This is a genomic window from Arthrobacter sp. NPDC056886 (assembly GCF_042788715.1).
In the GTDB taxonomy this organism is placed as follows: Bacteria; Actinomycetota; Actinomycetes; order Actinomycetales; family Micrococcaceae; genus Arthrobacter.
In genome coordinates, this window is record NZ_JBHUBT010000003.1 from 37,506 (window position 1) to 59,432 (window position 21,927).

Sequence of the window (21,927 nt, forward strand, 5' to 3'; positions counted from 1 at the left end):
GCCCAGAACCTTAGGCCGGGCACCGTAAGCCCAGTGCCGCTGACCTAGATAGGGTAGTGGGGGCGGCCCGCGCATCCACCCGGGATGCCCCGGCCCGCCTCGGGGAAAGCGGGCACATGGACCAGTTGGCACTTATCGTTGGACTCCTGTTGGCCACAGTGGGGGCCGTGGGCCTTGGGGACCGGCTGAGGCTGCCCTACCCGGTGCTGATGCTGCTCCTGGCCGTCGCCCTGACGTTCATCCCAGGCTTCCCGGAGATTCAGATCCCGCCCGAACTGATCCTGCCCATCTTCCTGCCGCCGCTGCTTTTCGCGACGGCCCAGCGCAGCTCCTGGGCCGTCTTCCGGGTCCGCTGGCGCACCTTGATCATGCTCGCCGTCGCGCTCGTGGTGGTCTCGACGGCGGTGGTGGCCGGCGCTGCCTGGCTCATGATCCCTGGCATCGGCATTCCCGCCGCGATCGCCCTGGGCGCCATGGTGGCTCCGCCGGATCCCGTGGCCGTGGACTCCATCGCCAGCCGTGTCCATATGCCGCGGCGGCTCATCAACGTCCTCCAGAGCGAGGGCCTCTTCAACGACGCCGCCGCCATCGTCATCTTCCAGGCGGCCGTGGCCGCCGCCGTCGCCGGCACCAAGATCGCCTCCGACGTCGTCCTCCAGTTTGTCCTGGGGGCCGCGCTCGCGGTGGTCGTGGGCATCGGCATGGGCTGGTTCACCAGCCTGATCACCCGCCTCGTGTCCTCCATGGTGGCCCGGAGCGCCGTCACCCTCGTGGTGCCATTTGCCGCCTACATCCTGGCCGAGGAGCTGCACGCCTCCGGGGTGATCGCCGTCGTCGTCACCGCCCTGGAAATGCAGCGCCACTCCCGGCCCGGGGACGCAGCAGAGCGGGTGACCCGGACCGCGTTCTGGGACGTCGTGGAACTGCTGATCACGGGCCTCGCCTTCGGGCTGGTGGGGCTGGAAGTCCGGCAGGTCATCCACGAGGAGGGCAGCGCCGTGTTCGGCATGATCGGCACAGCCGCGGTTGTGTGCGTCCTCGTGTTCGCCGCACGCTTCGCCTGGCTGGCCATGATGTCCGGCCTGTCCCGGGCCAGGAAAGACGTCCTGCGCCCCACCTCGGCCAAGGACGTGCTGATCCTGACCTGGTGCGGCATGCGCGGCCTGGCCACCCTGGCGTTGGCGCTGGCCCTTCCGCTGACAGTAGCGGACGGCACGCCGTTCCCGGCCCGGAGCGAGTTGCTCGTGATCGCCTGCGCGGTCCTGCTGGCCACTCTGGTACTGCCCGGCCTGACGCTGCCGTGGCTCATGCGGGTCCTGAAGGCATCCGAGGACGGTTCGGAAGAACGCGACGCCGCCCGCGTCCTGGCCCGCCGTGCGCAACAGGCAGCGATCGCCGCGCTCAGGGACAACGAGCTGATGAAGGAACTGCCTGCGGAGAAGGTGGCGCTGGTGAAGGAGAAAATGACCCGGCTGCACGCCGAATTGCTGGACGGGAGCCTAAAGAATGAAAGCGCGGGGGAGCAGCGCCAGCGCGGCCGCGAACTGGCGATTGCCGTACAGACAATCGCCCTGGACGCCGCCCGCCAGGAAGTCGTGGCGGCCCGGAACGAGCCGGGCATGGACCCGGAAGTCGCGGACCGGGTGCTGCGGCAGCTGGACCTGCGCACCATGATCATGCCGGAGTGATGGCCCTTTGCGGTTACCCCGGGTGGTGGGCTGGCAACTTCCTCGGGCGCCGGGCGCCCGGGAGGTTGGTACTCATCGCCAACCGCCCGGGCCTGTCGGTCAGGGGAGTACCACGCTGCCCTGCGCCGCAGACCAAGTGATGGTTCCGTTTTGGAATCGCTGGCTGCATGAGCCGTTGACCGGGTCGCAGGTTTCCGCTGCAGCCGGATAGCCAAGCCGCCCCTTTTCGTACCCCAGGCTGCCCCAGGTTGCGCGAATGGGACCTGAGGTGGCGAAGGCGCCGGTGGCGAGGGACCAGTGGATGGAGCCGCCCTGGAACGTCTGGTAGCAGCCGCCGCCGGTCAGGCCGCAGGTTTCCTTGCCGGACGGGTAGCCCAGTTTGCCTTTTTCGTAGCTCAGGCTGGCCCAGGTGGCACGGATACCGCCCCAGGTGGCGACCGCGCCGGTGGCGGGCGACCAGTGGATGGTGCCCCCCTGGAACATCTGGTAGCAGCCGCCGTTGATCAGGCCGCAAGTCTCCTTGCCCGTCGGATAGCCGAGCTTGCCTTTTTCGTAGCCCAGGCTGGCCCAGGTGGCACGGATCCCGCCCCAGGTGGCGCGGGCGCCGGTGGCCGGTGACCAGTGGACGGTGCCGCCCTGGAACGTCTGGTAGCAGCCGCCGTTGATCAGGCCGCAGGTTTCCCTGCCCGTCGGGTAGCCGAGTTTGCTTTTCTCGGAGCCCAGGCCTACCCAGGTGGCACGGATGCCGCCCCAGGTGGCGAAGGCGCCAGTGGCGGGCGACCAGTGGATGGAGCCGCCCTTGAACGCTTGGGAGCAGCCGCCGTTGGCCAGTCCGCAGACCTCGCGGGCCACGGGGTAGCCGAGCTTTCCTTGGGAGGAACCCAGGCTCGCCCAGGCAGTCCAGATCGGCCCTGAGGTCGCGATGGCACCCGCCGCAGCGGTCCAGTGGATGAGACCTCCCTGGAAGGACTGATCGCAACTGCCGGACTGTCCGCAGCTTTCATTGCTGCTCGGGTAACCGAGCTTTCCGTTTTGGTAACCCTGGGCGCCCCATGCTTTACGGATCGGACCCCACGAGGCGAACGCTCCGGCTCCCGGAGCGTAGTAGATTACTCCGCCCTGGAACGCCTGGGAGCAGCCTCCGTTGACCAGTCCGCAGACCTCGTTAGCGGTGGGGTAGCCGAGCCTTCCGTTTTCGTAGGCAAGTTTTCCCCATACACCGCGGATACCGCCCCAAGTGGCAACCGCGCCGGTGCCGGGCGACCAGTGGATGGTCCCGCCTTGGAATGTCTGGTAGCAGCCGCCGTTGACCAGCCCGCAGGTTTCCTTGCCGGTCGGGTAGCCGAGCTTGCTTTTCTCGGAGCCCAGGCTCGCCCAGGTGGCCCGGATGGCGCCCCAGGTGGCGACGGCCCCGCTGGCCGGCGAGTAGTGGATGGTGCCGCCCTGGAAGCGCTGGTAGCAGCCGCCGCCGGTGAGGCCGCAAATCTCGTTGGTGACGGGGTAGCCGAGCTTACCGTTCTCGTAGCCCACGCCGGCCCAAGCCGCGCGGATGGCGCCCCCGGTGGCGCGGGCGCCGGTGGCCGCCGTCCAGTGGATGGTGCCGCCCTGGAATGTCTGGTAGCAGCCGCCCCCAGTCAGACCGCAGAGCTGACGGCTGGTCGGGTAGCCCAGCTTGCCGTTTTCGTATCCCAAAGCACCCCACGCGGCGCCGATTGCACCGACCGTCGCGACTGCGCCGGTGTTGGGTGTCCAGTGGATAGAGCCGCCCTGAAAACTTCTGTAGCACCCGCCGGCTTTTAGCCCACATGCGACGGCGGTGGTCGGGCTTCCAAGGGCGGGTGTGGCTGCAGCCACAGGCCCGATTGCCCTGCCGGCTATAGAGAGTATCGACTCGACCGTCACGCTTGCGGAGGTGGAGGTGATCGAGTCAATGCTCACCCGCGTGCCGGCATGGGTGGTGAAGGTCTGTCCCGCTTGCCAAGTCTGGCGGGGATTGTAGTACCCGGCGAACGGTCTGGAATCCGGCAGCAGAATCAGCGAGCCGGCCCCCAGCTGCTGGACAATTTTGACGCCGCGATTTAGGTCCACAGCCTCGGTGGTGTCATAGCTGACAGGCAGCCGCAACTCCAGGAAATAGGATTCGCCGCTCACGGGATCCGTGAACTTCACCGCCCGGTTCGCGTCGGTACCCGCCCACGCCTTCAGGGTGAATTTCCTCATGCCGTTCAGCGTCCCGGCGTCAACGATTTCGTCGCCCCGGCCAAACCCCCCATAAGCCCAAAGAGTTGAGCTGATGGCTGGCTGGGTGAGTTGGGAGATGCCCATCAGATCCAGGCTGTCGCCATACTCACGGATGCTGCAGCTGGAATCGGCGAATGACCCGTTTGAGGTCGTGCCGACATCCTGGGCGCCGCTTCCGCACTGGAGGCTGTTTGCGTGCATGAGGCCGAGCACGTGCCCGAATTCGTGGGTCAGGACGCTGTTGGTCAACCTTGCCGGGAGCGGCATGATGACCCGCCCGCTGGTGCCCTGATAGCTCCAGCCGGCACCGTACGCGCCGTCGGAGAGTGTGGGCGAGGATACGAAGACCACAAGGGCGGTATTCGGGCTGGGAGTCCACCCGAGTTCTCCGGCAATTGTGTTCATCATGTCCGGGTAACGCTGCGTTGAGGTGGCCTTGCTGTTGCGGCTCTCTACCTTGGTCACGGTCATCGACAACCGGCCGTTGGACATTCTCTTCCAGTAGTTACTGCTGGTGGAGATGGAAGCCTGCGCTGCGGCTTGCGCGATGGTGGCCTTTTTGTCGGCCAACTGGACCAGGACCAGGCGTACTTTGATGTCGCCGGAGCGGGTCAGGGAGTAGGCCTCCGTGGTCCGTGCGGTCGCGGCGGCGGAAGCTGGGGCGCCCTTTTTGCCGACCGGGGGCGGGTTTTCGAACGTGTGCGCAATAAACGGCTGGTCGGAGCCTTCCACCGGGAGCGACTCAACGGTCGTGAGCGACGGGCTGACGCCGGCACTGGCGGAGGACTTTGGCGTCGGCTGGACCGCCTGCGCGCTGGGGGTCGAGGCAGCAGTGGGTGCCGGCGTCGGGGTTGCCACAGGAGTCGCCGGAGCGGACGCAACCGCGGTAGCCGCCGGAGCCGCCGGGGCTGTCGTAGCGGAAGCGGTAGCGGTCGCGACGGGCGTCGGCGACTGGTCAGCGAGGGCTGGCGCCGTGCCGGTGGCTGGGACAGAAGCCAAGGCAAGCACAAGCGCGGCAACCAACGCCGTCTTCATCCGTAGAGGGTTCACGTTTATCTTTCATGAGACGGCCGTTCAGCCGACGGGTCAGCTGAACGGCCGCAAGAGACCAAAGTGAGGTCAGTCTACGGATGGCAGGCCGCGATACCGGGAAACTTGCGCCAAACTTTCGGCTTGGGTATCCAATCGTTGCCGAATCTTGAGCAACGCTCTGGTGAAACCATCCGAAACAAGGTGCCCGGCAAACCGTCAGCTGGCCAGTTCGAGCTCCAGCGCGTTGGCCTCAACGAAGTCCAGGGCATGCCGGACGGCGCCCACCGTGACGATCTTGTCGCCCAGCGGCGAGACCGTGACGCGCGGCGGGGTGGCGGTGAAGCGGGGGAGCAGCGCTCTGATGCCCGGCAGGAGGGCGCCGGCGGAGTCGGCGACCGCGCCGCCGATCACCACCTGCTCGGGGTTGATCAGGCTCGCGATTGAGGCGATGACTCGCGCCATGCGCTCCGACATCCGGTCCAGGATCGCCAGCGCCGCGGCGTCTCCTGCCGCCGCGTCCTCGAAGACGCGCGGCGCGCTTGCAGGGCCGCCCGCGGACGGTCCTCCCCCCGCCGCGGACCACTGCCGCGCCAGGGCAGCAATGCCGTCGCTGGAGCCAACGCCTTCCACCATGTCCAGATAGCCCATCTCGCCGGCGGCCCCGCCACGGCCGTGGAGCAGCCGCCCGGATTCCATCACCCCGGCGCCCAGGCGCTCGCCGGCGAGGAGCACCACCAGATCGTCCACGCCCGCGCCGGAGCCGCGCCAGCGCTCGCCGAGCGCGGCCAGGTTGGCGTCGTTCTCTAGAAGCACCGTCCAGCCGTGCAGCTCTTTGAGCGCGGAGCGGAGCCCGACGTCGAACAGGCTCCAGAACCGCTGGGTCACGAGGACGTTGCCGTCCCGGTCCACCGGCGCGGCGATCCCTGCTCCGACGGCCAGCACCCTGCCCGGGTCCACGCCCGCCGCTTCCAGCGCCCGGCGGCAGGCGAGATCGACGACGCCGACGCGCTCCTGCGCGGGGATGTCCGCCGCGCGGAAGCTCCCGCTGGACCGGCCGATCACGGTGCCGCGGAGGTCGGCCACGGCGGCGGTGGTGGTCGCGGCGCCGATGTCGAGGCCCAGCACGAACCCTGCCTCCGGGTTGAAGGCGAACCGCCGGGCCGGGCGGCCCTTCCGCGGGTTGGCCGGGTCTGTGCGGGGCTGGTCCAGCTCCACAATCCAGCCCCGGCCGATCAGGTCCTCGCAGACGGCAATCACCGAGGCCCGGGTGAGTCCGGTCAGGGCCATCAGCTCGGTTCCGGTGGCGGCGTCGGCGCCGCGTAGGTGGCCCAGCACGGCCTTGGCGTTGACGCGGCGCAGCAGCTGCGGCGTGGCGGCGGCTGCGTGCGGCATCACTTCTTGACCTCTTCTGTTCCCGGACCCATAATTGTTCAGGCAATATATTTAGCTTGTATCTAAATTACCAGAAGCCCTCCCAGACCCGAAGGAATCTCCTTTGACCAACACCGCCACGCTGGCAACCCTGTCCGGTTCCGACCTCGCCGCCGACCCCAACTGGTGGCGCCAGGCCTCGGTGTACCAGATCTACCCGCGGAGCTTTTCCGATTCCAACGGTGACGGCCTGGGCGATATCAAGGGGATCACCGCCAAGGTCCCGTACCTGAAGGAACTCGGGATCGACGCCGTCTGGCTGTCCCCGTTCTACCCCTCGGCGCTGGCCGACGGCGGTTACGACGTCGACGACTACCGCGATGTGGACCCCAAGCTCGGCACCCTGGCGGACTTCGATGAGATGTCTGCCGCGCTGCACGCTGCCGGCATCAAGCTGATCGCCGACATCGTCCCCAACCACTCCTCGAACCGGCACGAATGGTTCCAGGAGGCCCTGGCCGCCCCGCGCGGATCCGCTGCCCGCGAGCGCTACATCTTCCGCGACGGCCTCGGCGAAAACGGCGAGCTCCCGCCCTCGGACTGGGAGTCCGTCTTCGGCGGCCCCGCCTGGGAGCGGATCACCGAGCCCGACGGCACGCCCGGCCAGTGGTACATGCACATCTTCGCCAAGGAACAGCCGGATCTGAACTGGGCCAACCGCGAAATCCGGGACGACTTCCTCAGGACGCTCCGTTTCTGGTCGGACCGCGGCGTGGACGGCTTCCGCGTCGACGTCGCCCACGCGCTGACCAAGGATCTCACCGAGCCGCTCATCTCCAAGGTGGAGCTCAGCGCCGCCAACACCGGTACGGACGGATTCCCGGACGGCTCGCACCCGTTCTGGGACCGCGACGAAGTCCACGAGATCTACGCCGAATGGCGCGAGGTGTTCAACGAGTACAACCCGCCGCGCACCGCCGTCGCCGAGGCCTGGGTGCACGCCACCCGCCGCGCCCGCTACGCCAGCCCGGAGGGCCTGGGCCAGGCGTTCAACTTCGACCTTCTGCAGGCAGACTTCGACGCCGCCGAGTTCCGCGAAATCATCGCCCGGAACCTTGCCGAGGCCACGGAATCCGGGGCCTCCTCCACCTGGGTCTTCTCCAACCACGACGTCGTCCGCCACGCCACCCGCTACGGCCTGCCCCAGGGCGGCGGCAAGCACGCCCAGGGTCAGGACGGCAAGGGCTGGCTGCTGGCCGGCGCCCCTGTCGAAGAGCTCGACGTCGAGCTCGGCCTGCGCCGCGCCCGCGCCGCCACATTGCTTATGCTGGCGCTGCCGGGTTCCGCCTACCTGTACCAGGGCGAGGAACTTGGTTTGCAGGAGGTCGCGGAGATCCCCGACGCCGAGCGCCAGGACCCCACCTTCTTCCGGAACAAGGGCGTAGAGATCGGCCGCGACGGCTGCCGGGTGCCGCTGCCCTGGGCGCCGGAGGGCAGCTCATTCGGCTTCGGCGACGGCGGGGCACACCTGCCCCAGCCGGCCTGGTTCGGCCGCTACGCCGTGACGGCCCAGGACGGCGTGGAAAACTCCACTCTCGAGTTGTACCGCAAGGCCCTGAAGCTGCGCCGCGAACTGCAGACCTCGGAGGAACTGCAGTGGCAGGACTCCGGCAGCGCCGACGTCCTGCGCTTCAGCCGTCCCGGTGGCTGGCAGACGGTGACTAACTTCGGCGACGCACCGGTTGACCTGCCTGCCGGGGAGGTGCTGGTCAGCAGCGGCCCGCTGGAGGGTGGACAGCTGCCGGCCAACACCACGGTCTGGCTGCGGTGAGCACCGCCTCGAAGGCTCTGTCCGGCGCGCCCGCCAACGACGAGAACGCCAGCCAGGTGAACGCCAACCCGATAAACCTTGCCCAGGAGCTCGTCTACGGCTGTATGGGCCTGGGCGGCGGCTGGTCGGCGGAGTCGTACTCGGCCGCGGATGTGGACGAGGCGGCCGCCGCCGTCGACGCCGCCATGGGCGCGGGCATCACGCTCTTTGACCACGCGGACATCTACACGCACGGCAAAGCCGAGGCCGTCTTCGGCGAGGTCCTGGCCCGGACCCCCGGGCTGCGGGAGAAGATCCGGCTGCAGACCAAGTGCGGTATCCGGCTCAACGAACAGGGCCTGGAGGCCCACTACGACCTCAGCCGGGACGGCATTCTGGAGCGGGTCAACGAAAGCCTGGCCCGGCTCCGGACGGACTACGTCGACGTGCTCATGCTGCACCGCCCCGATCCCCTAATGGAACCGGCGGAGGTGGCGTCCGCCGTCGGGCAGCTCATGGCCGAGGGCAAAGTGCGTGCCGTGGGCGTGTCCAACATGTCCGGTCCGCAGATCGAACTGCTGCAGGACCGGCTCGAGGTGCCCGTGGTGGCCAACCAGCTCGAAATGAGCCTGCTGAAGCGGGCCTGGCTCGAAAGCGCGGTGCTGGTCAACCACGCCGAGGGCACGGACTACAGCTTCCCGCACGGCACCGTGGAGCACTGCGTCCGCAACGGCATCCGGCTGCAGGCGTACGGGTCTCTGGCCCGGGGCCTGTACACCGGGGCGCCGGGCGCCGCGCCGACGCCGGCAGAGGAAGCCACCTCCGCCCTGGTGGCCGCCCTGGCCGCGGCGAAGGGGACCACGGGGGAGGCGATCGTGCTGGGCTGGCTCATGAGGCACCCGGCCGGGATTGCGCCCGTGATCGGCACCGCCAACCCGGACAGGATCCTCGCCTGCGCCGGCGCCGCCGAGGCCGCCGCGGCGATGACCCGGGCCGAGTGGTACGGCCTCTGGGTCGCGGCCCGGGGCAGCAACATCCCCTAGCCGGGGCCGCCGTCACGCCGCACCCAACCAGCTGGCTGGTGAGGCCGTTTTGCCTCATGGAAACGGCTTCTGCTGCCAACTGGTTGGGCGAGGACGTGATTTTGGTCGTAATGGTCGCCCCTGAGGGCCGGATCGCTTAGCGGCAAGTGCCCTCGGGCGGCTAGCGTAGATGCATGACCACTTCTATGACCACCGCCGAATCACTTCGGCCCCAGCGCAACATCCCGGCCGAGATCGCCCGCTCCTGGCTGCTGGTGAACGCGATGAAGACCGACCTCTTCGACCAGTCCGCCGTCTCCCGGGCCGATGCGATCATCCTGGACATCGAGGACGCGGTGGACCCCTCGCAGAAGGACACCGCCCGGAATAACGTCGTGAACTGGCTGACTGCCGGCGGCAGCGCATGGGTCCGGATCAACGACGCCACCAGCCCGTTCTGGGCCGACGACCTCGCCGGGCTTCGCGGCACCCCCGGCCTGCTCGGCGTGATGCTGGCCAAGACCGAATCGGCCGACCAGGTCACGGAGAGCTTCCACCGGATGGACGGCAAGACCCCGGTCATCCCGCTGGTCGAGTCCGCCGTCGGCATCGAGGAAGCCAACAACATCGCGAAGGCCCAGGGCGCGTTCCGCCTGGCCTTCGGCTCGGGCGACTTCCGCCGCGACACCGGCATGGCGGCCACCGCCGAAGCCATGGCCTACCCGCGCGCCAAGCTGGTTGTGGCCAGCCGTGTCGGCAACCTGCCGGGCCCCATTGACGGCCCCACCGTCGGTACGAACCACCCGATCCTGCGCGAGCAGACCGGCATCACCGTGATGATGGGGATGACCGGGAAGCTCTGCCTCGCGATCGACCAGACGCCGGTCATCAACGAGGTCATCAGCCCCACGCCGTCCGACGTCGCGTGGGCCACCGACTTCATGGCGGACTTCGAGGCCAGCGGGCGCGTTATCCGCGACGGGTCCGACCTGCCCCGCCTGGGCCGCGCCGAGAAGATCATGAAGCTCGCGGTAGCCTTTGGCGTGCAGCCGGCACTGTAGCCCACACGACTCAAGGAGACCCCGTGACCGATACCCGCTATCTGGTTCACGGGGTCTTTTGGGATGGTCCGGCCCCGGTTCCCGCCGCGGCTTCTGGAAAGGGCGTGCTCCCGGTGCTGCGCCTGCAGGACCCGGACGGCACGCTCACCGGGCTGGCGCTCGACGCCGGCACCCGGCTTGGTTTCCGGCTCGCCGCCAAGGGGAAACACTGCCTGGGGCACCACAACGTGCACGGTCCCGCGCACCGTGACCACGTCCTGTGCCCCGAACGGGCTGCCGCCACCAAGGGCAGCCAGTGCGAACGGTGTTTCGTGCTCGACGACTCGCGGCTTATCCACGACTTCCACCGCGGCGGCCGCGTCCCGCCGGGCCTGCGCGCGTACCTGATGCAGCCGCACTGGCTCTACGTGGCCACCTTCGCCACCGGCGCCAGCAAGGTCGGCACCGCCTCGGACCTGCGCAAATGGAACCGGCTTGCCGAGCAGGGCGCCGTCGTCGCCCGGTACATCGCCCGCGCCGAGGACGGCCGGGTAGTCCGCATCCTTGAGGACATGATCACGCGCGACGCCGGGCTGCCGCAGCAGGTCCGGGCCGCCGCCAAGGCGGCCGCGCTCGTGGCGCCGGCAGCCGCCGTCGAACTCGATGCCGTGAACGGGCGGCTGGCTGGGGAGGCCCGGACACTGCTCGCCGGTGCCGGCGGGGAGGGCTTCGAGGTGGTGGATGAGCGGTGGGTCCGGCCGGAACTCGCGGCCAACGCCTGCGCCCCGGCCGCCCGGCATGCCTACCCGCACGACCTGGCGGCCGGAACGCACGGGTTCCGGGTCGACTCGCTGAGCGGCAGCATTGCGCTGGCCGCCCTGGATGGCAGCGATCTGGAATTCGTGGTGAACCTGGGGCAGCTCAAGGCGCGGATGATCGAGCTCGGTGACCACGGCTCGGACGTGCCAGCGGTGCAGGAAGCATTGTTCTGACGCTCAAACTGCCCCGCGACGCGCAAAATACCGGACGCGCCCCGTATTCCGGTAGCGCCAGGCATTTTGAGTGTCGCCAGGAATTTAGCGGCTCGCAGCGTTGCCGCCGCGCCCCGGTAGACTGGCACGGTGCTGAATGAATTCTGGGTCACCGCGTCAACCACCTACAAGGTGATCGTTTTCAGCGCCATGGGCCTGATCGCCCTCGGCATCATCCTCAACGTGGTGGGCAACAGCACCGGCAACCAGGCCCTTGCCCTTGCCTCGCTGCCGGTGATCGGGCTGGGCCTGATCCTGCACCTGGCCGGGATTGTGGTCCGCGGCCAGACGATCCGGAAGAACCTCAAGCGCTAGCGGCCGCCAGTACGGCCCCGCCGCGAACCCCGCGCGAATCCCCGGCACGAGGCTGTCACGAAGCCGGCCGGCCCGGGGCGTGGCGATAGGCTGGAACCCATGACAATCAATCCGGACCTGCAGGGGCGCAGCTACCCTGCCGCAGAGGTGTATGACGTCGGCCGCGAGAAGATCCGCGAGTTCGCGCGCGCGGTCAAGGCCACGCACCCCGCCCACTTCGATGTTGCCGCCGCCGAGGCCCTGGGTCACAGCGACCTCGTGGCGCCGCCGACCTTCGCCATAATCGTCGCGCAACGCGCCGACGCGCAGCTGATCGAGGATCCGGATTCCGGGATCGACTTCTCCCGCGTGGTCCACGCCGACCAGCGGTTTACCCACCACCGCCCGATCATCGCGGGCGACCGGCTGGTCGCCGAGCTGCACGTCGACGGCGTCCGCGCCATGGGCGGCGGAGCCATGATCACCACCCGTTCGGAAATCTTCGCGCTTGGCAGGGATGTCACCGGCGCTGCCGGTGAGACCGCCGGTGTCCGCGAGCCGGTCGCCACCACCACCTCGTCCATCCTGGTCCGCGGAGAGGGACAGTAGCCATGAGCATCACCATCGCAGAACTCAGCGTCGGCCAGGACATCGGCAGCCGCAGCATCACCGTCACCCGCACCGACCTCGTCAAGTACGCGGGCGCCTCCGGTGACTTCAACCCGATCCACTGGAACGAGGCTTTCGCCACGGGCGTCGGCCTGCCCGGCGTGATCGCCCACGGCATGTTCACCATGGGCGCCGCCGTCCAGCTCGTAACCGACTGGGCGGGAGACCCCGCCGCCGTCGTCGACTTCCAGACCCGCTTCACCAAGCCGGTGCCCGTCGCTGACACCACGGGAACACCGGAGGCCGGTGCCGTGATCGAGGTCAGCGGGGCCATCGGGGCGCTCGACGCCGACGCCGGCACCGCCCGCGTCGACCTCACGGTCCTCTCGTCCGCCCAGAAGGTCCTCGTCAAGGCCCAGGCCGTCGTCAGGCTGGCCTAGCCCATGGCGCTGCTGTGACCAAGGCTCTCTTCGTTCCTGCCGCCGAGATCACGCACTGGCGCAACGCTGTGGTGGTGGCCTACGGCGCGAGCGGAATCGCGTTTTCCACCTGGGTGTCCCGGCTGCCGGCCATCCGCGACGGCCTGGACCTGACCCCGGGCACCATCGGGCTGCTCCTGCTCTGCATGACGGCGGGGTCCTTCCTGTCCGTGTCCGCGTCGGGCCTGATCGTCCTTCGGCTCGGCTCCAAGCTCACCATCCGGATCGGCAGCATCATGGTCGGCTTCGGGCTGATGCTGGCAGGCTTCGGCACCTCCGTGCTGGCCAACCCGGTGGCGGTCGCCGCGGGACTGGCGATCATCGGGCTGGGCACCGCCAGCTGGAACACGGCCTCCAACGTCGAGGGCGCCGCGGTGGAACGCGCGGTCCGGCGGCACATCATGCCCCGGCTGCACGGCTCCTTCAGCCTGGGTACGGTGGCCGGGGCCGGGCTGGGTGCCTGGGCTGCTGCCGCCGGGATCCCCGTCTTCTGGCACCTCGCCGCGGTGGGCCTGCTGGTGGCCGGCTCGGTGACCACCGCCGCTGCCTGGTTCCGGGCGGACATCACACCGGTCGAGGGGGAGCGGCCCTTCAAGGCATCCGGGACAGACACCTTTGAAGATCCCTCGACCGGGCCCATCCCGATCGTCCGGCAAACGGACGCGGTCCCGGAGCAGCCGCTGGACAACAAACGCCAGATCGCGCAGGCCTGGCGTGACAAGCGCACCCTGCTCCTGGGCGTGCTGGTCCTCGGCCTCGCCCTGGCCGAGGGCGCGGCGGGGGACTGGGTGGCCCTGGCACTGGCCGACGGCCACGGCCAGACCGACGCCGCCGGAGCCGCCGGCTACGGGCTGTTCGTCACGTTCATGACCATCGGCCGCTTCGCCGGCACTCTGGTCCTTGACCGCTTTGGCCGGGTCCCGGTGATGCGCTGGTGCGCCGCGCTGGCGGTCTTGGGACTCGGCCTGTTCGTCTTCGCCCCGGCACCGTGGCTGGCCTACGTGGCCCTGGCCATCTGGGGACTCGGCGCCTCGCTGGGCTTCCCGGTGGGCATGTCCGCCGCGGCCGACGATCCCGTCAAGGCCGCTGCCCGGGTGTCCGTGGTGTCCACGATCGGCTACGGAGCGTTCCTGTGCGGGCCGCCGCTGCTGGGGCTGCTGGCCGAGCACGTCGGCATTCTCCACTCGCTGCTTGCCGTCATGGTGATGCTGATTGTCAGCTTCCTGCTCTCCCCGGTGGCGCGCAAACTCCCCGTGCCCGCCCGGGCAAGCTGAGTACGGCCAGCACCGGCTTAGGCCTGCGGATGATCCCGGCTAGGCTGGTCAGGTGACCCAGATCCAGCTCTCCGCCCTGACCACCTCCGCTGTCGGCGGCCCCGCCGGCAGCTACATCGAGGCCCGCAGCGAGGCCGGAATCATCGACGGCGTGCGCACGGCGGACGCCGCCGGCCAGCCCTTGCTGATCATCGGCGGCGGCTCCAACCTGCTGGTGTCCGACGACGGGTTCCCCGGCACGGTGCTCAAGATCGCCTCCGAAGGATTCACCGTCAACGCCGAGGACTCCTGCGGCGGCGTGGCGGTGGTGGTCCAGGCCGGCCACAACTGGGACGCCTTCGTCGACCACGCCGTGAAGCATGCCTGGTCCGGCGTCGAGGCGCTCTCCGGCATCCCCGGCGCGACGGGAGCGACTCCCGTGCAGAACGTTGGCGCCTACGGGTCCGACGTCTCGCAGACCATCGCCACGGTGCGCACCTGGGACCGGGAACGCAACGCGGTGAAGACCTTCACCAATTCCGAACTCAAGTTCGGCTACCGGGACTCCATCCTGAAGCGGACCACCGTCAACGGCTCGCCGCGCTACGTGGTGCTCACCGTGGAATTCCAGCTCCCGCTCGGCCGGATGAGCGCCCCCGTCCGCTACGCCGAACTCGCGCGGACGCTCGGCGTCGAGCAGGGCCGGCGGGCCTACTCCAACGACGTCCGGCGCGAAGTGCTGCGGCTCCGGGCGTCCAAGGGCATGGTCTGGGACGCGAACGACCGTGACACGTACTCCACGGGGTCCTTTTTCACGAACCCGATCGTGTCCGAAGACGTTGCGGCACGGCTGCCGGAGCAGGCCCCGCGCTATCCTGCCGGTGCGGATGGGCTGACCAAGCTCTCGGCGGCCTGGCTGATCGACCAGGCCGGGTTCGCCAAGGGCTTCGGGCTGGACCCGGACAGTGTCTCGGGGGGCCGGGCCTCGCTGTCCACCAAGCACACGCTTGCGATCACGAACCGGGGCGGGGCGAGCGCGGCCGACATGCTGGCCGTTGCCCGCGAGGTGCGCCACGGCGTCGTCGAACGTTTCGGCATTGAACTGCACCCGGAACCGCTGCTGATAGGCGTCGCCCTCTGAGGTAGATCCCTCGGAAAAGCCCGGCAAAGGCTGAGGAAAGCCTAGGAAAACAGGGCCCCCTAGCGGTCCGCGTGGCGGGGGGCCACCTTGCTGAAAAGCATGAAGGTGAAACCGGAGGCCGCGGCGCCGAGCAGGAAGACCTGGCAGAACGCCACGGACTGCACGCTCGGCCCGCTTTGCAGCACCAGTCCGGCGCACGCAAACGCCACGGCGCCGGCCAGAAACGCCAGGGAGCCGAGCAGGAAGGCCTGCACGGTGGCCGGAAATTCGCCGGCGTAGTCGAGCTGGAGCTCCCTGCCCCGCGGGGCAATGCCGCCGCGCTCCACGCCCGCCTGCGACCGTGCCTGGGACCGTGCCTGAGACCGTGCCCGCGGCTGCAGCGCAGCGGCCGTGACGAAGCTGCCCACGGACACTGCCATGCACAATCCGGCCACCAGCTGCAGGTTGCTCATCATGGGCGAGAGCCGGGTACCGCTGGCGATGGCGACCGCGAGGCCGGCAGCCATGCCGGCGGCGCTGGAGGCCCAGCCCAGCAGGGCCAGCTTCCGGCACAGGGGCCGCAGCAGCGGCCACACCTCACTCATAGTCATGCATCAAGGCTAAAGAGGTCCGCTGGATGGCGGCTGGGAAGACCCGGGCAACAGCCCGACAGCCGGCGCCGGCGTCCTCTGCCATGGGGCGTCCTACTGCCAGCGTCCTACCATTGGTCCATGGCAACAACGACGGGCGTCCGGCTGAGTCCCGGAATCATGGGCAGGCTGCGGCTAGCGGCGCAGGGACTGCTGGGAGACGGGTTTGAGTCCGTCCCGGAAGCTGTCCGCACTATGACGGCAATGCAGGCCCAAGACCTGCAGGCCGCGCTCTGGGCTGTCGGCCAGCGCGTTCCGGGTGCCCGGGTTGGCGATGTCCGCGGGGCGCTGGACCGGGCCGAGATCGTCCGGTCGTGGCCCATGCGCGGCACCTTGCACGTGCTGGCTCCCGAGGATTTGAAATGGATGCTGGCGATTACGTCTGATCGGCTGATCCGTGGCATGGCCGGGCGCCACCGGGAGCTGGAAATTGATGCCCGGGACGTGGAAGCAAGCCGTGACGCAGCCCTGGAACTCGTCCAAGGTGGCCGGTCGGCGACGCGCCAGCAGCTTTTCGCGGCCTTTGAGGCCGCGGGGCAGTCGACGGCGGGCCAGCGCGGCATCCACCTGCTGGGGATGCTGTGCCAGCGGGCCTGGCTGGTCCAGGGGCCGCTTGCGGGGAACCAGCAGCTCATCAAGGCGTTCGACGAGTGGATCCCAAAATCGCGCGAACTGGACCGGGCCGAAGGCATCGCGGAACTGCTGCTGCGGTACATGCTCAGCCACGGCCCGGCCACGGAGCGGGACTTCGCGTGGTGGTCGAACACGCCGCTGACGGAGGTCCGCACCGCCCTGGCCCTGGTTAAGGACCAACTGGTGGGGCTGGAGTTCGACGGAGCCACCTACTGGCTGTCGCCGGCCACCGCGGCACTGCTTGAGGACGGCGTGCCCGGCCAGCGTACAGTGCTTGCCCTGCCAGGGTTCGACGAGTTCCTGCTGGGCTACACGGACCGGTCCCTTGTCCTGGCGCCAGGGGACGCTGACAAGGTGGTCCCCGGCGGTAACGGGGTGTTTAAGAAGACCGTGGTCTCCGGCGGTCAAGTGATTGGCACTTGGACGCGGGCAGGAACAAGCACGGCGGGCTCTGGCCGGGCGGGCGCCGTCGTTCCTGAACCGTTCGACACGATTAACGGGCTGCGGCCTGCCGCTCAAAAGTCCTTTGAGCTGCAGGCCGCGAAGTACCGCAGATTCCTTGGTGCCTGAAGCGGTGCCTGAACCGGTCCCTGAAGGGGCGCCGGAACAGGTGGGTTAAAACCCCTAGAGGTTTCCGGTGGCGATGCGGAGCATGCGGCGCAGCGGCTCCGCTGCACCCCACAGCAGCTGGTCGCCCACCGTGAAAGCGCTGATGTACTCCGGGCCCATCTCCAGCTTGCGGATGCGGCCCACCGGAATGTCCAGGGTGCCGGACGCCGCCACGGGGGTGAGCTCGGCCATCGAGGCTTCCTTGGTGTTCGGCACCACGCGGGCCCACTGGTTGTCCGCGTCCACGAGCTTCTCGATCTCGGCCACCGAGAGGTCCTCCCGCAGCTTGAGCGTCAGGGCCTGGGAGTGCGAGCGCATCGCACCGATCCGGACGCACAGGCCGTCCATGATGACCCGGTTCCCGGCGGAGGTGCCAAGGATCTTGTTCGTCTCCACCCCGGCCTTCCATTCCTCTTTGGACTGGCCGTTGCCGAGGTCCGCATCGATCCAGGGGATCAGGGAACCGGCCAACGGGACGCCGAACTGCGTGGCGTCAATGCCGGCGCGCTGGTGCGCCAGGACCTTCCGGTCGATCTCCAGGATCGCCGACGCCGGGTCCTTGAGTTCCGTGCTCACCTCGGCGTTGAGGCTGCCGAACTGGTTCAGCAGCTCACGCATGTGGCGCGCCCCGCCGCCGGAAGCCGCCTGGTACGTCATGGACGTGCCCCACTCGACGAGGTCGTTCTTGAACAGCCCGCCCAGGCCCATCAGCATGCAGGACACCGTGCAGTTGCCGCCGATGAAGTCCTTCACCCCGCCGGAGAGGCCGGCGTCGATGACGTCCCGGTTAATGGGGTCCAGCACGATGATGGAGTCCTCATTCATGCGCAGCGTGGAGGCGGCGTCGATCCAGAGGCCGTCCCAGCCGCGGCTGCGGAGCTCGCCGTGGACCTGTTTGGTGTAGTCCCCGCCCTGGGCGGTCACAATAATGGGCAGCTTCGCCAGCGTGTCGAGGTCGAACGCGTCCTCGAGCTTGCCGGCCGCGTCCGCGGCAGCACCGGCGATGGCCGGGGCGGCACCGCCCGCGTTCGAGGTGGAGAAGAAGACGGGGTTGATGGTGGCGAAGTCGCCCTCGTCCTGCATGCGCTGCATCAGGACGGAACCGACCATGCCACGCCAACCGACCAGGCCGACGGACGGGGTAGCTGCTGTAGTCATGGGCCCAGTTTAGACTTCACAGCCCGCCCGGCGCAGTCGGTTACGTCACGGGTTTTATTCCCCGCGCGGCTCTTCCAGCAGCGCCGCCTTGCGCCGGCGCAGCGCAAAGACCGCCCCGAAAGTGAAAACCTGGGTGACCACCACCAGCACGATCGCGCCGAGGATCTTGTTGCCGCCCAGGATCATGGTCAGTCCCACGATGGCCGAGAGCAGCGCGAGCAGGGGCAGGAGCATGTACCCCAGGACAAAGAGTGTCTCCGGCTTGCGCAGCATTACTTGGGCTCCGTCCGGCGCCACAGCGTGATCCGGTAGCGGGTGCCGTTGGCGGAGGTCATCCAGCCGGTGGCCGGGAGGCTGGCGGAGGCGGTCCAGTCGTAGCCGAGTTCGGGAGCGAAGGTGTCCCCCTCGGCGGAGGTGTCGATGGTGGTCACGACGGCGGCGTCGGCAAGGTCCAGCGCCTGCGCAAAGATCTCGCCGCCGCCTATGATCCAGACCGTCTCATGGCCGGGCACGAACTGGGATTCGAGCAAAGCGTCGTCGAGCGACGCGACCGCGACGGCGCCAGCCGCGCCGGGGGTGTCCCGCCAGGCGGCCTGGCGGGTGATGACGATGTTTGTCCGGTCGGGCAGCGGGCGGTACTTGTCCGGGAAGGACTCCCAGGTCTTGCGTCCCATGATGACCGGGTGCCCGGAGGTGAGGCTGCTGAAGTGCTTCATGTCCTCGGGCAGGTGCCACGGCATGGCACCGGCCTGGCCGATCACCCCGGTATTTGTCTGGGCCCAGACCAGCCCCAGGCCAGTGGTGGACGCGCGGAGTTGCTCAGTGAAATCGCCGGGCTGAACGCCCGGGGTGGCTTCTTGGCTCATACGGCTATCGGGGCCTTAATCGTCGGATGGTGCTGGTAGCCGACCACTTCGAAGTCCTCGAGGGTGTAGTCGAAGATGGAGTCCGGCTTGCGGGTGATGTTCAGCTGGGGGTATTCGTAGGGCTCGCGGGCGAGCTGCTTGAGGACCTGGTCCATGTGGTTGTCATAGATGTGGACGTCCCCGCCGGTCCAGACGAATTCGCCCGGTTCCAGGCCGGTCTGCTGCGCGATCATGCGCGTGAGCAGGGCGTAGGACGCGATGTTGAACGGCACGCCCAGGAAGGTGTCCGCCGAGCGCTGGTACAACTGGCAGGAGAGCTTGCCATCGGCCACGTAGAACTGGAAAAACGCGTGGCACGGGGGCAGTGCCATGTCCTTGAGTTCGGAGACATTCCACGCCGAGACGATGTGCCGGCGCGAGTCCGGGTTGGACTTCAGGTTCTCGATGAGTTCGGCGATCTGGTCGATGTGGCCGCCGTCGGGCGTGGGCCAGGAACGCCACTGGACCCCGTAGACGGGACCGAGTTCGCCGTCGGCGTCGGCCCATTCGTCCCAGATGGTGACGCCCTGGTCCTGCATCCATTTGACGTTCGTGTCGCCGCGGAGGAACCAGAGCAGCTCCACGGCCACGGACTTGAAGTGCACCCGCTTGGTGGTGATGAGCGGGAAGCTCTTGCTCAAGTCAAAGCGGAGCTGGCGGCCAAAAACGCTGAGGGTGCCGGTTCCGGTGCGGTCTGATTTGTGCGTGCCGTGCTCGAGCACGTCGCGCAGGAGGTCTTCATAGGGCGTAGGAATGCTCACGGTTCCAGTCTACTGAGAACTCGCCGGCTCCCTTATTCGTGTGACCATCCCTGCCTCGCCCGGAGGATCTCCAGCAAGGCGGCGTCGTCCAGCCCGGCACTGCGGCCTTCCGCAATGACGCGGTCGACGGCGGCGATTACCGCCGCGGTGGCAGTCCCGCGCCCCGGGGCGACCGGACGGGCCGGCAGGGCAGGCGCCCCCGCGACCACCGTGCCGTTGCGCCGCCGGGTTTCGGTCAGTCCCGCCAGTTCGAGTTCCTTGTAGGCCCGCGCGACTGTCCCGGCCGCTAGACCCAGGTCCGACGCCAGGCTGCGGACTGTCGGCAGCCGGGTTCCCGGTGCCAGCGTCCCGACGGTGATGAGGGACGCGATCTGCGCCCGGATCTGTTCGAAGGGGGGAACGGGGGATCGCAGGTTGACGGAGATCCCTGCGCTCACGTGGCGGGCTCCTTATCCGGCCGCCGGGACTGAATGGTCCGTGCCCGGGCCAGCGTTCGGACCGGGATGACGGCGATGACCAGGGCCGCGGCGCCCAGGACGGAGCCCGCCAGGGTTGCCGGCCACCACGTTGCGGCGGCCGGATCGACGGTCCCGAACGCGTCTGGCCCGAACACTGCCGCCCACGCCTGGCTCTGGGTCAGCAGCAGTGCTGCGGCCTGGGCGGTGAGGGTGGCTGCGAGGGTGCGCACGGTCCGGTGGAGGGTGATCGCGCGCAGGGCGGCGTCCAGGCCGGGCGGGGCGTCGCGGACACCGTGGCGGGACCTGGCCGTGAGGAACGCGGGCAGGGAGGCAGCGCATGCTCCGACCGTGAGCAGCCCGGCCGGCACCCAGCCCGGGCCTTCGGCGAGGCGCGCCTGCCCCGCCGCCGTAACACTCAGGACGGCAAGGAAGGCGAGCAGCGCCAGGACAGCCGTGGTCAGCAGTGCGGGGCTCACCGGTTGCCGCGGCCAGCCGCGCGGCGCTTCGGGACTGCCGTAGTTGCGCTGCACCAGGAACTCGCCGGCGGCAATGACCAGCAGCACGGAAGCGGCGGTTAGCGCCACGACGCCCGCAAGTCCGTAGCTGCCGGCGGCCGTGAGGAGCGGGGAGAGGAAGGCGGCCGCGGCCAGCGGCACCGCGGCGGCCAGGCCCAGCAGGGCCCCGAGGGACGAGACCAGCCTGGCAGCCGGGTGCTGGCGGCCAGTGGCAACCCCTGATTCCGGCCGGTTCCGGACACCCAGGCCGGCGGCCGCGAGCCGAGGGGGGCGCCACCACCACATGACGAGGAGGACCACGGTGGCCGCGAGGCCGGCGAAGTTCGACCACGACGTCACCCCCTGTGCAGGATCGGGGCGGGACGCGAAGTTCCCCGCGATCACTGCCAGCCCGGCAGCCACCGTCGACACGGTGCGCAGCAGCCGGTTCATCGCGATGGTCCGCAGTACAGCGTTGTCGGCGGCGTCGAGGGACTCCAGCTGGCGGCGGCGGGCGATCAGCCACAAAACCAGCCACGTCCCGACGGCCAGCACCAGCAGCGCGCCGCCGAGCCAGGCGGCCTCCTCCGGTCCGGGGATGCGGCCGTCGCCGCCGCCGGTGTAGTAGTAGTCGGAGTTGCCGACGTCGTCGGAGTTGCCGCTGTTGTCGTAATTTTCCGGGCCGTCGCTGACAACGCTGGGAGCCACGGCGGCGAATCCGGGCAGCGTGGCGGTCCGGGCGATGGCCGCGGCGGCCGAGACGAAGATCGCAGCCGTGGTCAGTGCCAGCCTGCGGGGCAGGAAGTCCCTGATGCGCCGCACGGACAGCACGGCCTCCCGCCGCATCCGCCGCGGACCCGGGTAACTGACCTGGCCCAAGGCATGCACGGTCAGGCAGCCCAGGACCGGCCATGCCAGGGCCGGGACGATCGCCTCGGCGTTCACCATGGAAACTGCCGCTGACGGATTGGCAGGGATGATGCCAAGAGTCATGGCACCCTGGAGCGAGCTCGTCAACCAGCCGATCACACCCACCCACAGCCCGTGTTCCGATACGCTCTGCGGCGAGGTTCCGGCCCCGGGCGGCCAGATCACCCACCGCAGCACGGCGTAGACGAGCAGTGCCGCGATTGCCGGGCCGAGCAGCAGCATCGGCGGCAGGTAGAACAGGACCGGCATGGAATCCCCCAAGATTCAGCAGTAATGTACCAACCTATTGATACAAACTAGGCTCTTGATACAAACTAGGCTCGGGGGCCCCGGGGGTCA

21 protein-coding genes are annotated in these 21,927 nt (G+C 68.9%); 12 read left to right on the top strand and 9 right to left on the bottom strand.

The features are described 5' to 3' along the window. Positions 1–116: 116 nt before the first annotated feature. The gene (locus ACFRJ8_RS05925; protein ID WP_377985234.1) at positions 117–1,688 is read left to right on the top strand and encodes a Na+/H+ antiporter; all 1,572 of its coding nucleotides are present in this window, start codon (positions 117–119) and stop codon (positions 1,686–1,688) included. A 99-nt stretch (positions 1,689–1,787) separates the two neighbouring features. Here the strand turns inward: ACFRJ8_RS05925 and ACFRJ8_RS05930 are convergent, their stop codons facing one another. After that, positions 1,788–4,661, bottom strand: coding sequence for a hypothetical protein (locus ACFRJ8_RS05930; protein WP_377985235.1), 2,874 nt, complete (start codon positions 4,659–4,661; stop codon positions 1,788–1,790). 19 nt (positions 4,662–4,680) lie between these two features. Between ACFRJ8_RS05930 and ACFRJ8_RS05935 the strand changes: the two genes are divergently transcribed. Then, positions 4,681–5,046, top strand: a complete 366-nt coding sequence (locus tag ACFRJ8_RS05935; protein WP_377985236.1) for a hypothetical protein — start codon at positions 4,681–4,683, stop codon at positions 5,044–5,046. A gap of 131 nt (positions 5,047–5,177) precedes the next feature. Here the strand turns inward: ACFRJ8_RS05935 and ACFRJ8_RS05940 are convergent, their stop codons facing one another. Continuing rightward, a complete protein-coding gene (locus tag ACFRJ8_RS05940; RefSeq protein WP_377985237.1) occupies positions 5,178–6,353 on the bottom strand; it encodes an ROK family protein in 1,176 nt (391 codons plus the stop codon). Between the two features lie 103 nt (positions 6,354–6,456). Here ACFRJ8_RS05940 and ACFRJ8_RS05945 point away from each other — a divergent pair, with 103 nt between their 5' ends. From ACFRJ8_RS05945 to ACFRJ8_RS05985, 9 genes are all read left to right on the top strand, one after another. After that, positions 6,457–8,163: a glycoside hydrolase family 13 protein gene (locus tag ACFRJ8_RS05945; protein WP_377985238.1), complete on the top strand. Its 1,707-nt coding sequence runs from the start codon at positions 6,457–6,459 to the stop codon at positions 8,161–8,163. 71 nt (positions 8,164–8,234) lie between these two features. Beyond that, positions 8,235–9,185 (top strand): aldo/keto reductase family oxidoreductase, encoded by a 951-nt coding sequence (locus tag ACFRJ8_RS05950; protein ID WP_377985581.1) that lies wholly within the window; start codon positions 8,235–8,237, stop codon positions 9,183–9,185. 173 nt (positions 9,186–9,358) lie between these two features. Further along, entirely contained in the window at positions 9,359–10,225 is an 867-nt protein-coding gene (locus ACFRJ8_RS05955; protein WP_377985239.1) for an HpcH/HpaI aldolase/citrate lyase family protein, read from the top strand. Positions 10,226–10,248: 23 nt separating this feature from the next. Then, complete coding sequence (locus ACFRJ8_RS05960; protein ID WP_377985240.1) at positions 10,249–11,196, top strand: DUF2797 domain-containing protein; 948 nt, start codon at positions 10,249–10,251, stop codon at positions 11,194–11,196. 129 nt (positions 11,197–11,325) lie between these two features. After that, a complete protein-coding gene (locus tag ACFRJ8_RS05965; RefSeq protein WP_377985241.1) occupies positions 11,326–11,550 on the top strand; it encodes a DUF3188 domain-containing protein in 225 nt (74 codons plus the stop codon). Between the two features lie 99 nt (positions 11,551–11,649). Then, positions 11,650–12,138: a MaoC family dehydratase N-terminal domain-containing protein gene (locus tag ACFRJ8_RS05970; protein WP_377985242.1), complete on the top strand. Its 489-nt coding sequence runs from the start codon at positions 11,650–11,652 to the stop codon at positions 12,136–12,138. A gap of 2 nt (positions 12,139–12,140) precedes the next feature. Further along, positions 12,141–12,578 carry a MaoC family dehydratase gene (locus tag ACFRJ8_RS05975; RefSeq protein WP_377985243.1) on the top strand — a complete coding sequence of 146 codons (438 nt, stop codon included), beginning with the start codon at positions 12,141–12,143 and terminating at the stop codon, positions 12,576–12,578. A 14-nt stretch (positions 12,579–12,592) separates the two neighbouring features. Then, on the top strand, positions 12,593–13,891 hold the full coding sequence (locus ACFRJ8_RS05980; RefSeq protein ID WP_377985244.1) for an MFS transporter: 1,299 nt from the start codon (positions 12,593–12,595) through the stop codon (positions 13,889–13,891). Between the two features lie 52 nt (positions 13,892–13,943). Further along, on the top strand, positions 13,944–15,011 hold the full coding sequence (locus tag ACFRJ8_RS05985; protein ID WP_377985245.1) for a UDP-N-acetylmuramate dehydrogenase: 1,068 nt from the start codon (positions 13,944–13,946) through the stop codon (positions 15,009–15,011). A gap of 59 nt (positions 15,012–15,070) precedes the next feature. Here the strand turns inward: ACFRJ8_RS05985 and ACFRJ8_RS05990 are convergent, their stop codons facing one another. Continuing rightward, entirely contained in the window at positions 15,071–15,601 is a 531-nt protein-coding gene (locus tag ACFRJ8_RS05990) for a hypothetical protein (protein ID WP_377985246.1), read from the bottom strand. Between the two features lie 120 nt (positions 15,602–15,721). Here ACFRJ8_RS05990 and ACFRJ8_RS05995 point away from each other — a divergent pair, with 120 nt between their 5' ends. After that, entirely contained in the window at positions 15,722–16,843 is a 1,122-nt protein-coding gene (locus ACFRJ8_RS05995) for a winged helix DNA-binding domain-containing protein (RefSeq protein ID WP_377985247.1), read from the top strand. 54 nt (positions 16,844–16,897) lie between these two features. Here ACFRJ8_RS05995 and asd read toward each other — a convergent pair whose 3' ends face one another. From asd to ACFRJ8_RS06025, 6 genes are read right to left on the bottom strand one after another with little or no spacing between them, the layout of a single operon-like run. Next, positions 16,898–18,040 (bottom strand): aspartate-semialdehyde dehydrogenase, encoded by a 1,143-nt coding sequence (gene asd / locus ACFRJ8_RS06000; protein ID WP_377985248.1) that lies wholly within the window; start codon positions 18,038–18,040, stop codon positions 16,898–16,900. Positions 18,041–18,094: 54 nt separating this feature from the next. Beyond that, positions 18,095–18,313 (bottom strand): NF038396 family protein, encoded by a 219-nt coding sequence (locus ACFRJ8_RS06005; RefSeq protein WP_090575192.1) that lies wholly within the window; start codon positions 18,311–18,313, stop codon positions 18,095–18,097. Further along, positions 18,313–18,906, bottom strand: a complete 594-nt coding sequence (locus ACFRJ8_RS06010) for a dihydrofolate reductase (RefSeq protein WP_377985249.1) — start codon at positions 18,904–18,906, stop codon at positions 18,313–18,315. Before ACFRJ8_RS06010 ends, ACFRJ8_RS06005 begins: the two co-directional genes overlap by 1 nt. After that, positions 18,903–19,706, bottom strand: a complete 804-nt coding sequence (locus ACFRJ8_RS06015; RefSeq protein ID WP_377985250.1) for a thymidylate synthase — start codon at positions 19,704–19,706, stop codon at positions 18,903–18,905. Before ACFRJ8_RS06015 ends, ACFRJ8_RS06010 begins: the two co-directional genes overlap by 4 nt. Before the next feature lie 32 nt (positions 19,707–19,738). Then, positions 19,739–20,143: a GntR family transcriptional regulator gene (locus tag ACFRJ8_RS06020; protein ID WP_377985251.1), complete on the bottom strand. Its 405-nt coding sequence runs from the start codon at positions 20,141–20,143 to the stop codon at positions 19,739–19,741. Next, on the bottom strand, positions 20,140–21,837 hold the full coding sequence (locus ACFRJ8_RS06025) for a hypothetical protein (RefSeq protein ID WP_377985252.1): 1,698 nt from the start codon (positions 21,835–21,837) through the stop codon (positions 20,140–20,142). Before ACFRJ8_RS06025 ends, ACFRJ8_RS06020 begins: the two co-directional genes overlap by 4 nt. Positions 21,838–21,927 lie beyond the last annotated feature (90 nt).

Excerpts from the sequence above, each read along its gene's own strand:
- ACFRJ8_RS05975 (WP_377985243.1), top strand. The coding sequence starts at position 12,141 with ATGAGCATCACCATCGCAGAACTCAGCGTCGGCCAGGACATCGGCAGC.
- ACFRJ8_RS05925 (WP_377985234.1), top strand. The coding sequence starts at position 117 with ATGGACCAGTTGGCACTTATCGTTGGACTCCTGTTGGCCACAGTGGGG.
- ACFRJ8_RS05970 (WP_377985242.1), top strand. The coding sequence starts at position 11,650 with ATGACAATCAATCCGGACCTGCAGGGGCGCAGCTACCCTGCCGCAGAG.
- ACFRJ8_RS05940 (WP_377985237.1), bottom strand. The coding sequence starts at position 6,353 with ATGCCGCACGCAGCCGCCGCCACGCCGCAGCTGCTGCGCCGCGTCAAC.
- ACFRJ8_RS05995 (WP_377985247.1), top strand. The coding sequence starts at position 15,722 with ATGGCAACAACGACGGGCGTCCGGCTGAGTCCCGGAATCATGGGCAGG.
- asd (WP_377985248.1), bottom strand. The coding sequence starts at position 18,040 with ATGACTACAGCAGCTACCCCGTCCGTCGGCCTGGTCGGTTGGCGTGGC.
- ACFRJ8_RS05990 (WP_377985246.1), bottom strand. The coding sequence starts at position 15,601 with ATGACTATGAGTGAGGTGTGGCCGCTGCTGCGGCCCCTGTGCCGGAAG.
- ACFRJ8_RS06010 (WP_377985249.1), bottom strand. The coding sequence starts at position 18,906 with ATGAGCCAAGAAGCCACCCCGGGCGTTCAGCCCGGCGATTTCACTGAG.
- ACFRJ8_RS05955 (WP_377985239.1), top strand. The coding sequence starts at position 9,359 with ATGACCACTTCTATGACCACCGCCGAATCACTTCGGCCCCAGCGCAAC.
- ACFRJ8_RS06025 (WP_377985252.1), bottom strand. The coding sequence starts at position 21,837 with ATGCCGGTCCTGTTCTACCTGCCGCCGATGCTGCTGCTCGGCCCGGCA.
- ACFRJ8_RS06005 (WP_090575192.1), bottom strand. The coding sequence starts at position 18,313 with ATGCTGCGCAAGCCGGAGACACTCTTTGTCCTGGGGTACATGCTCCTG.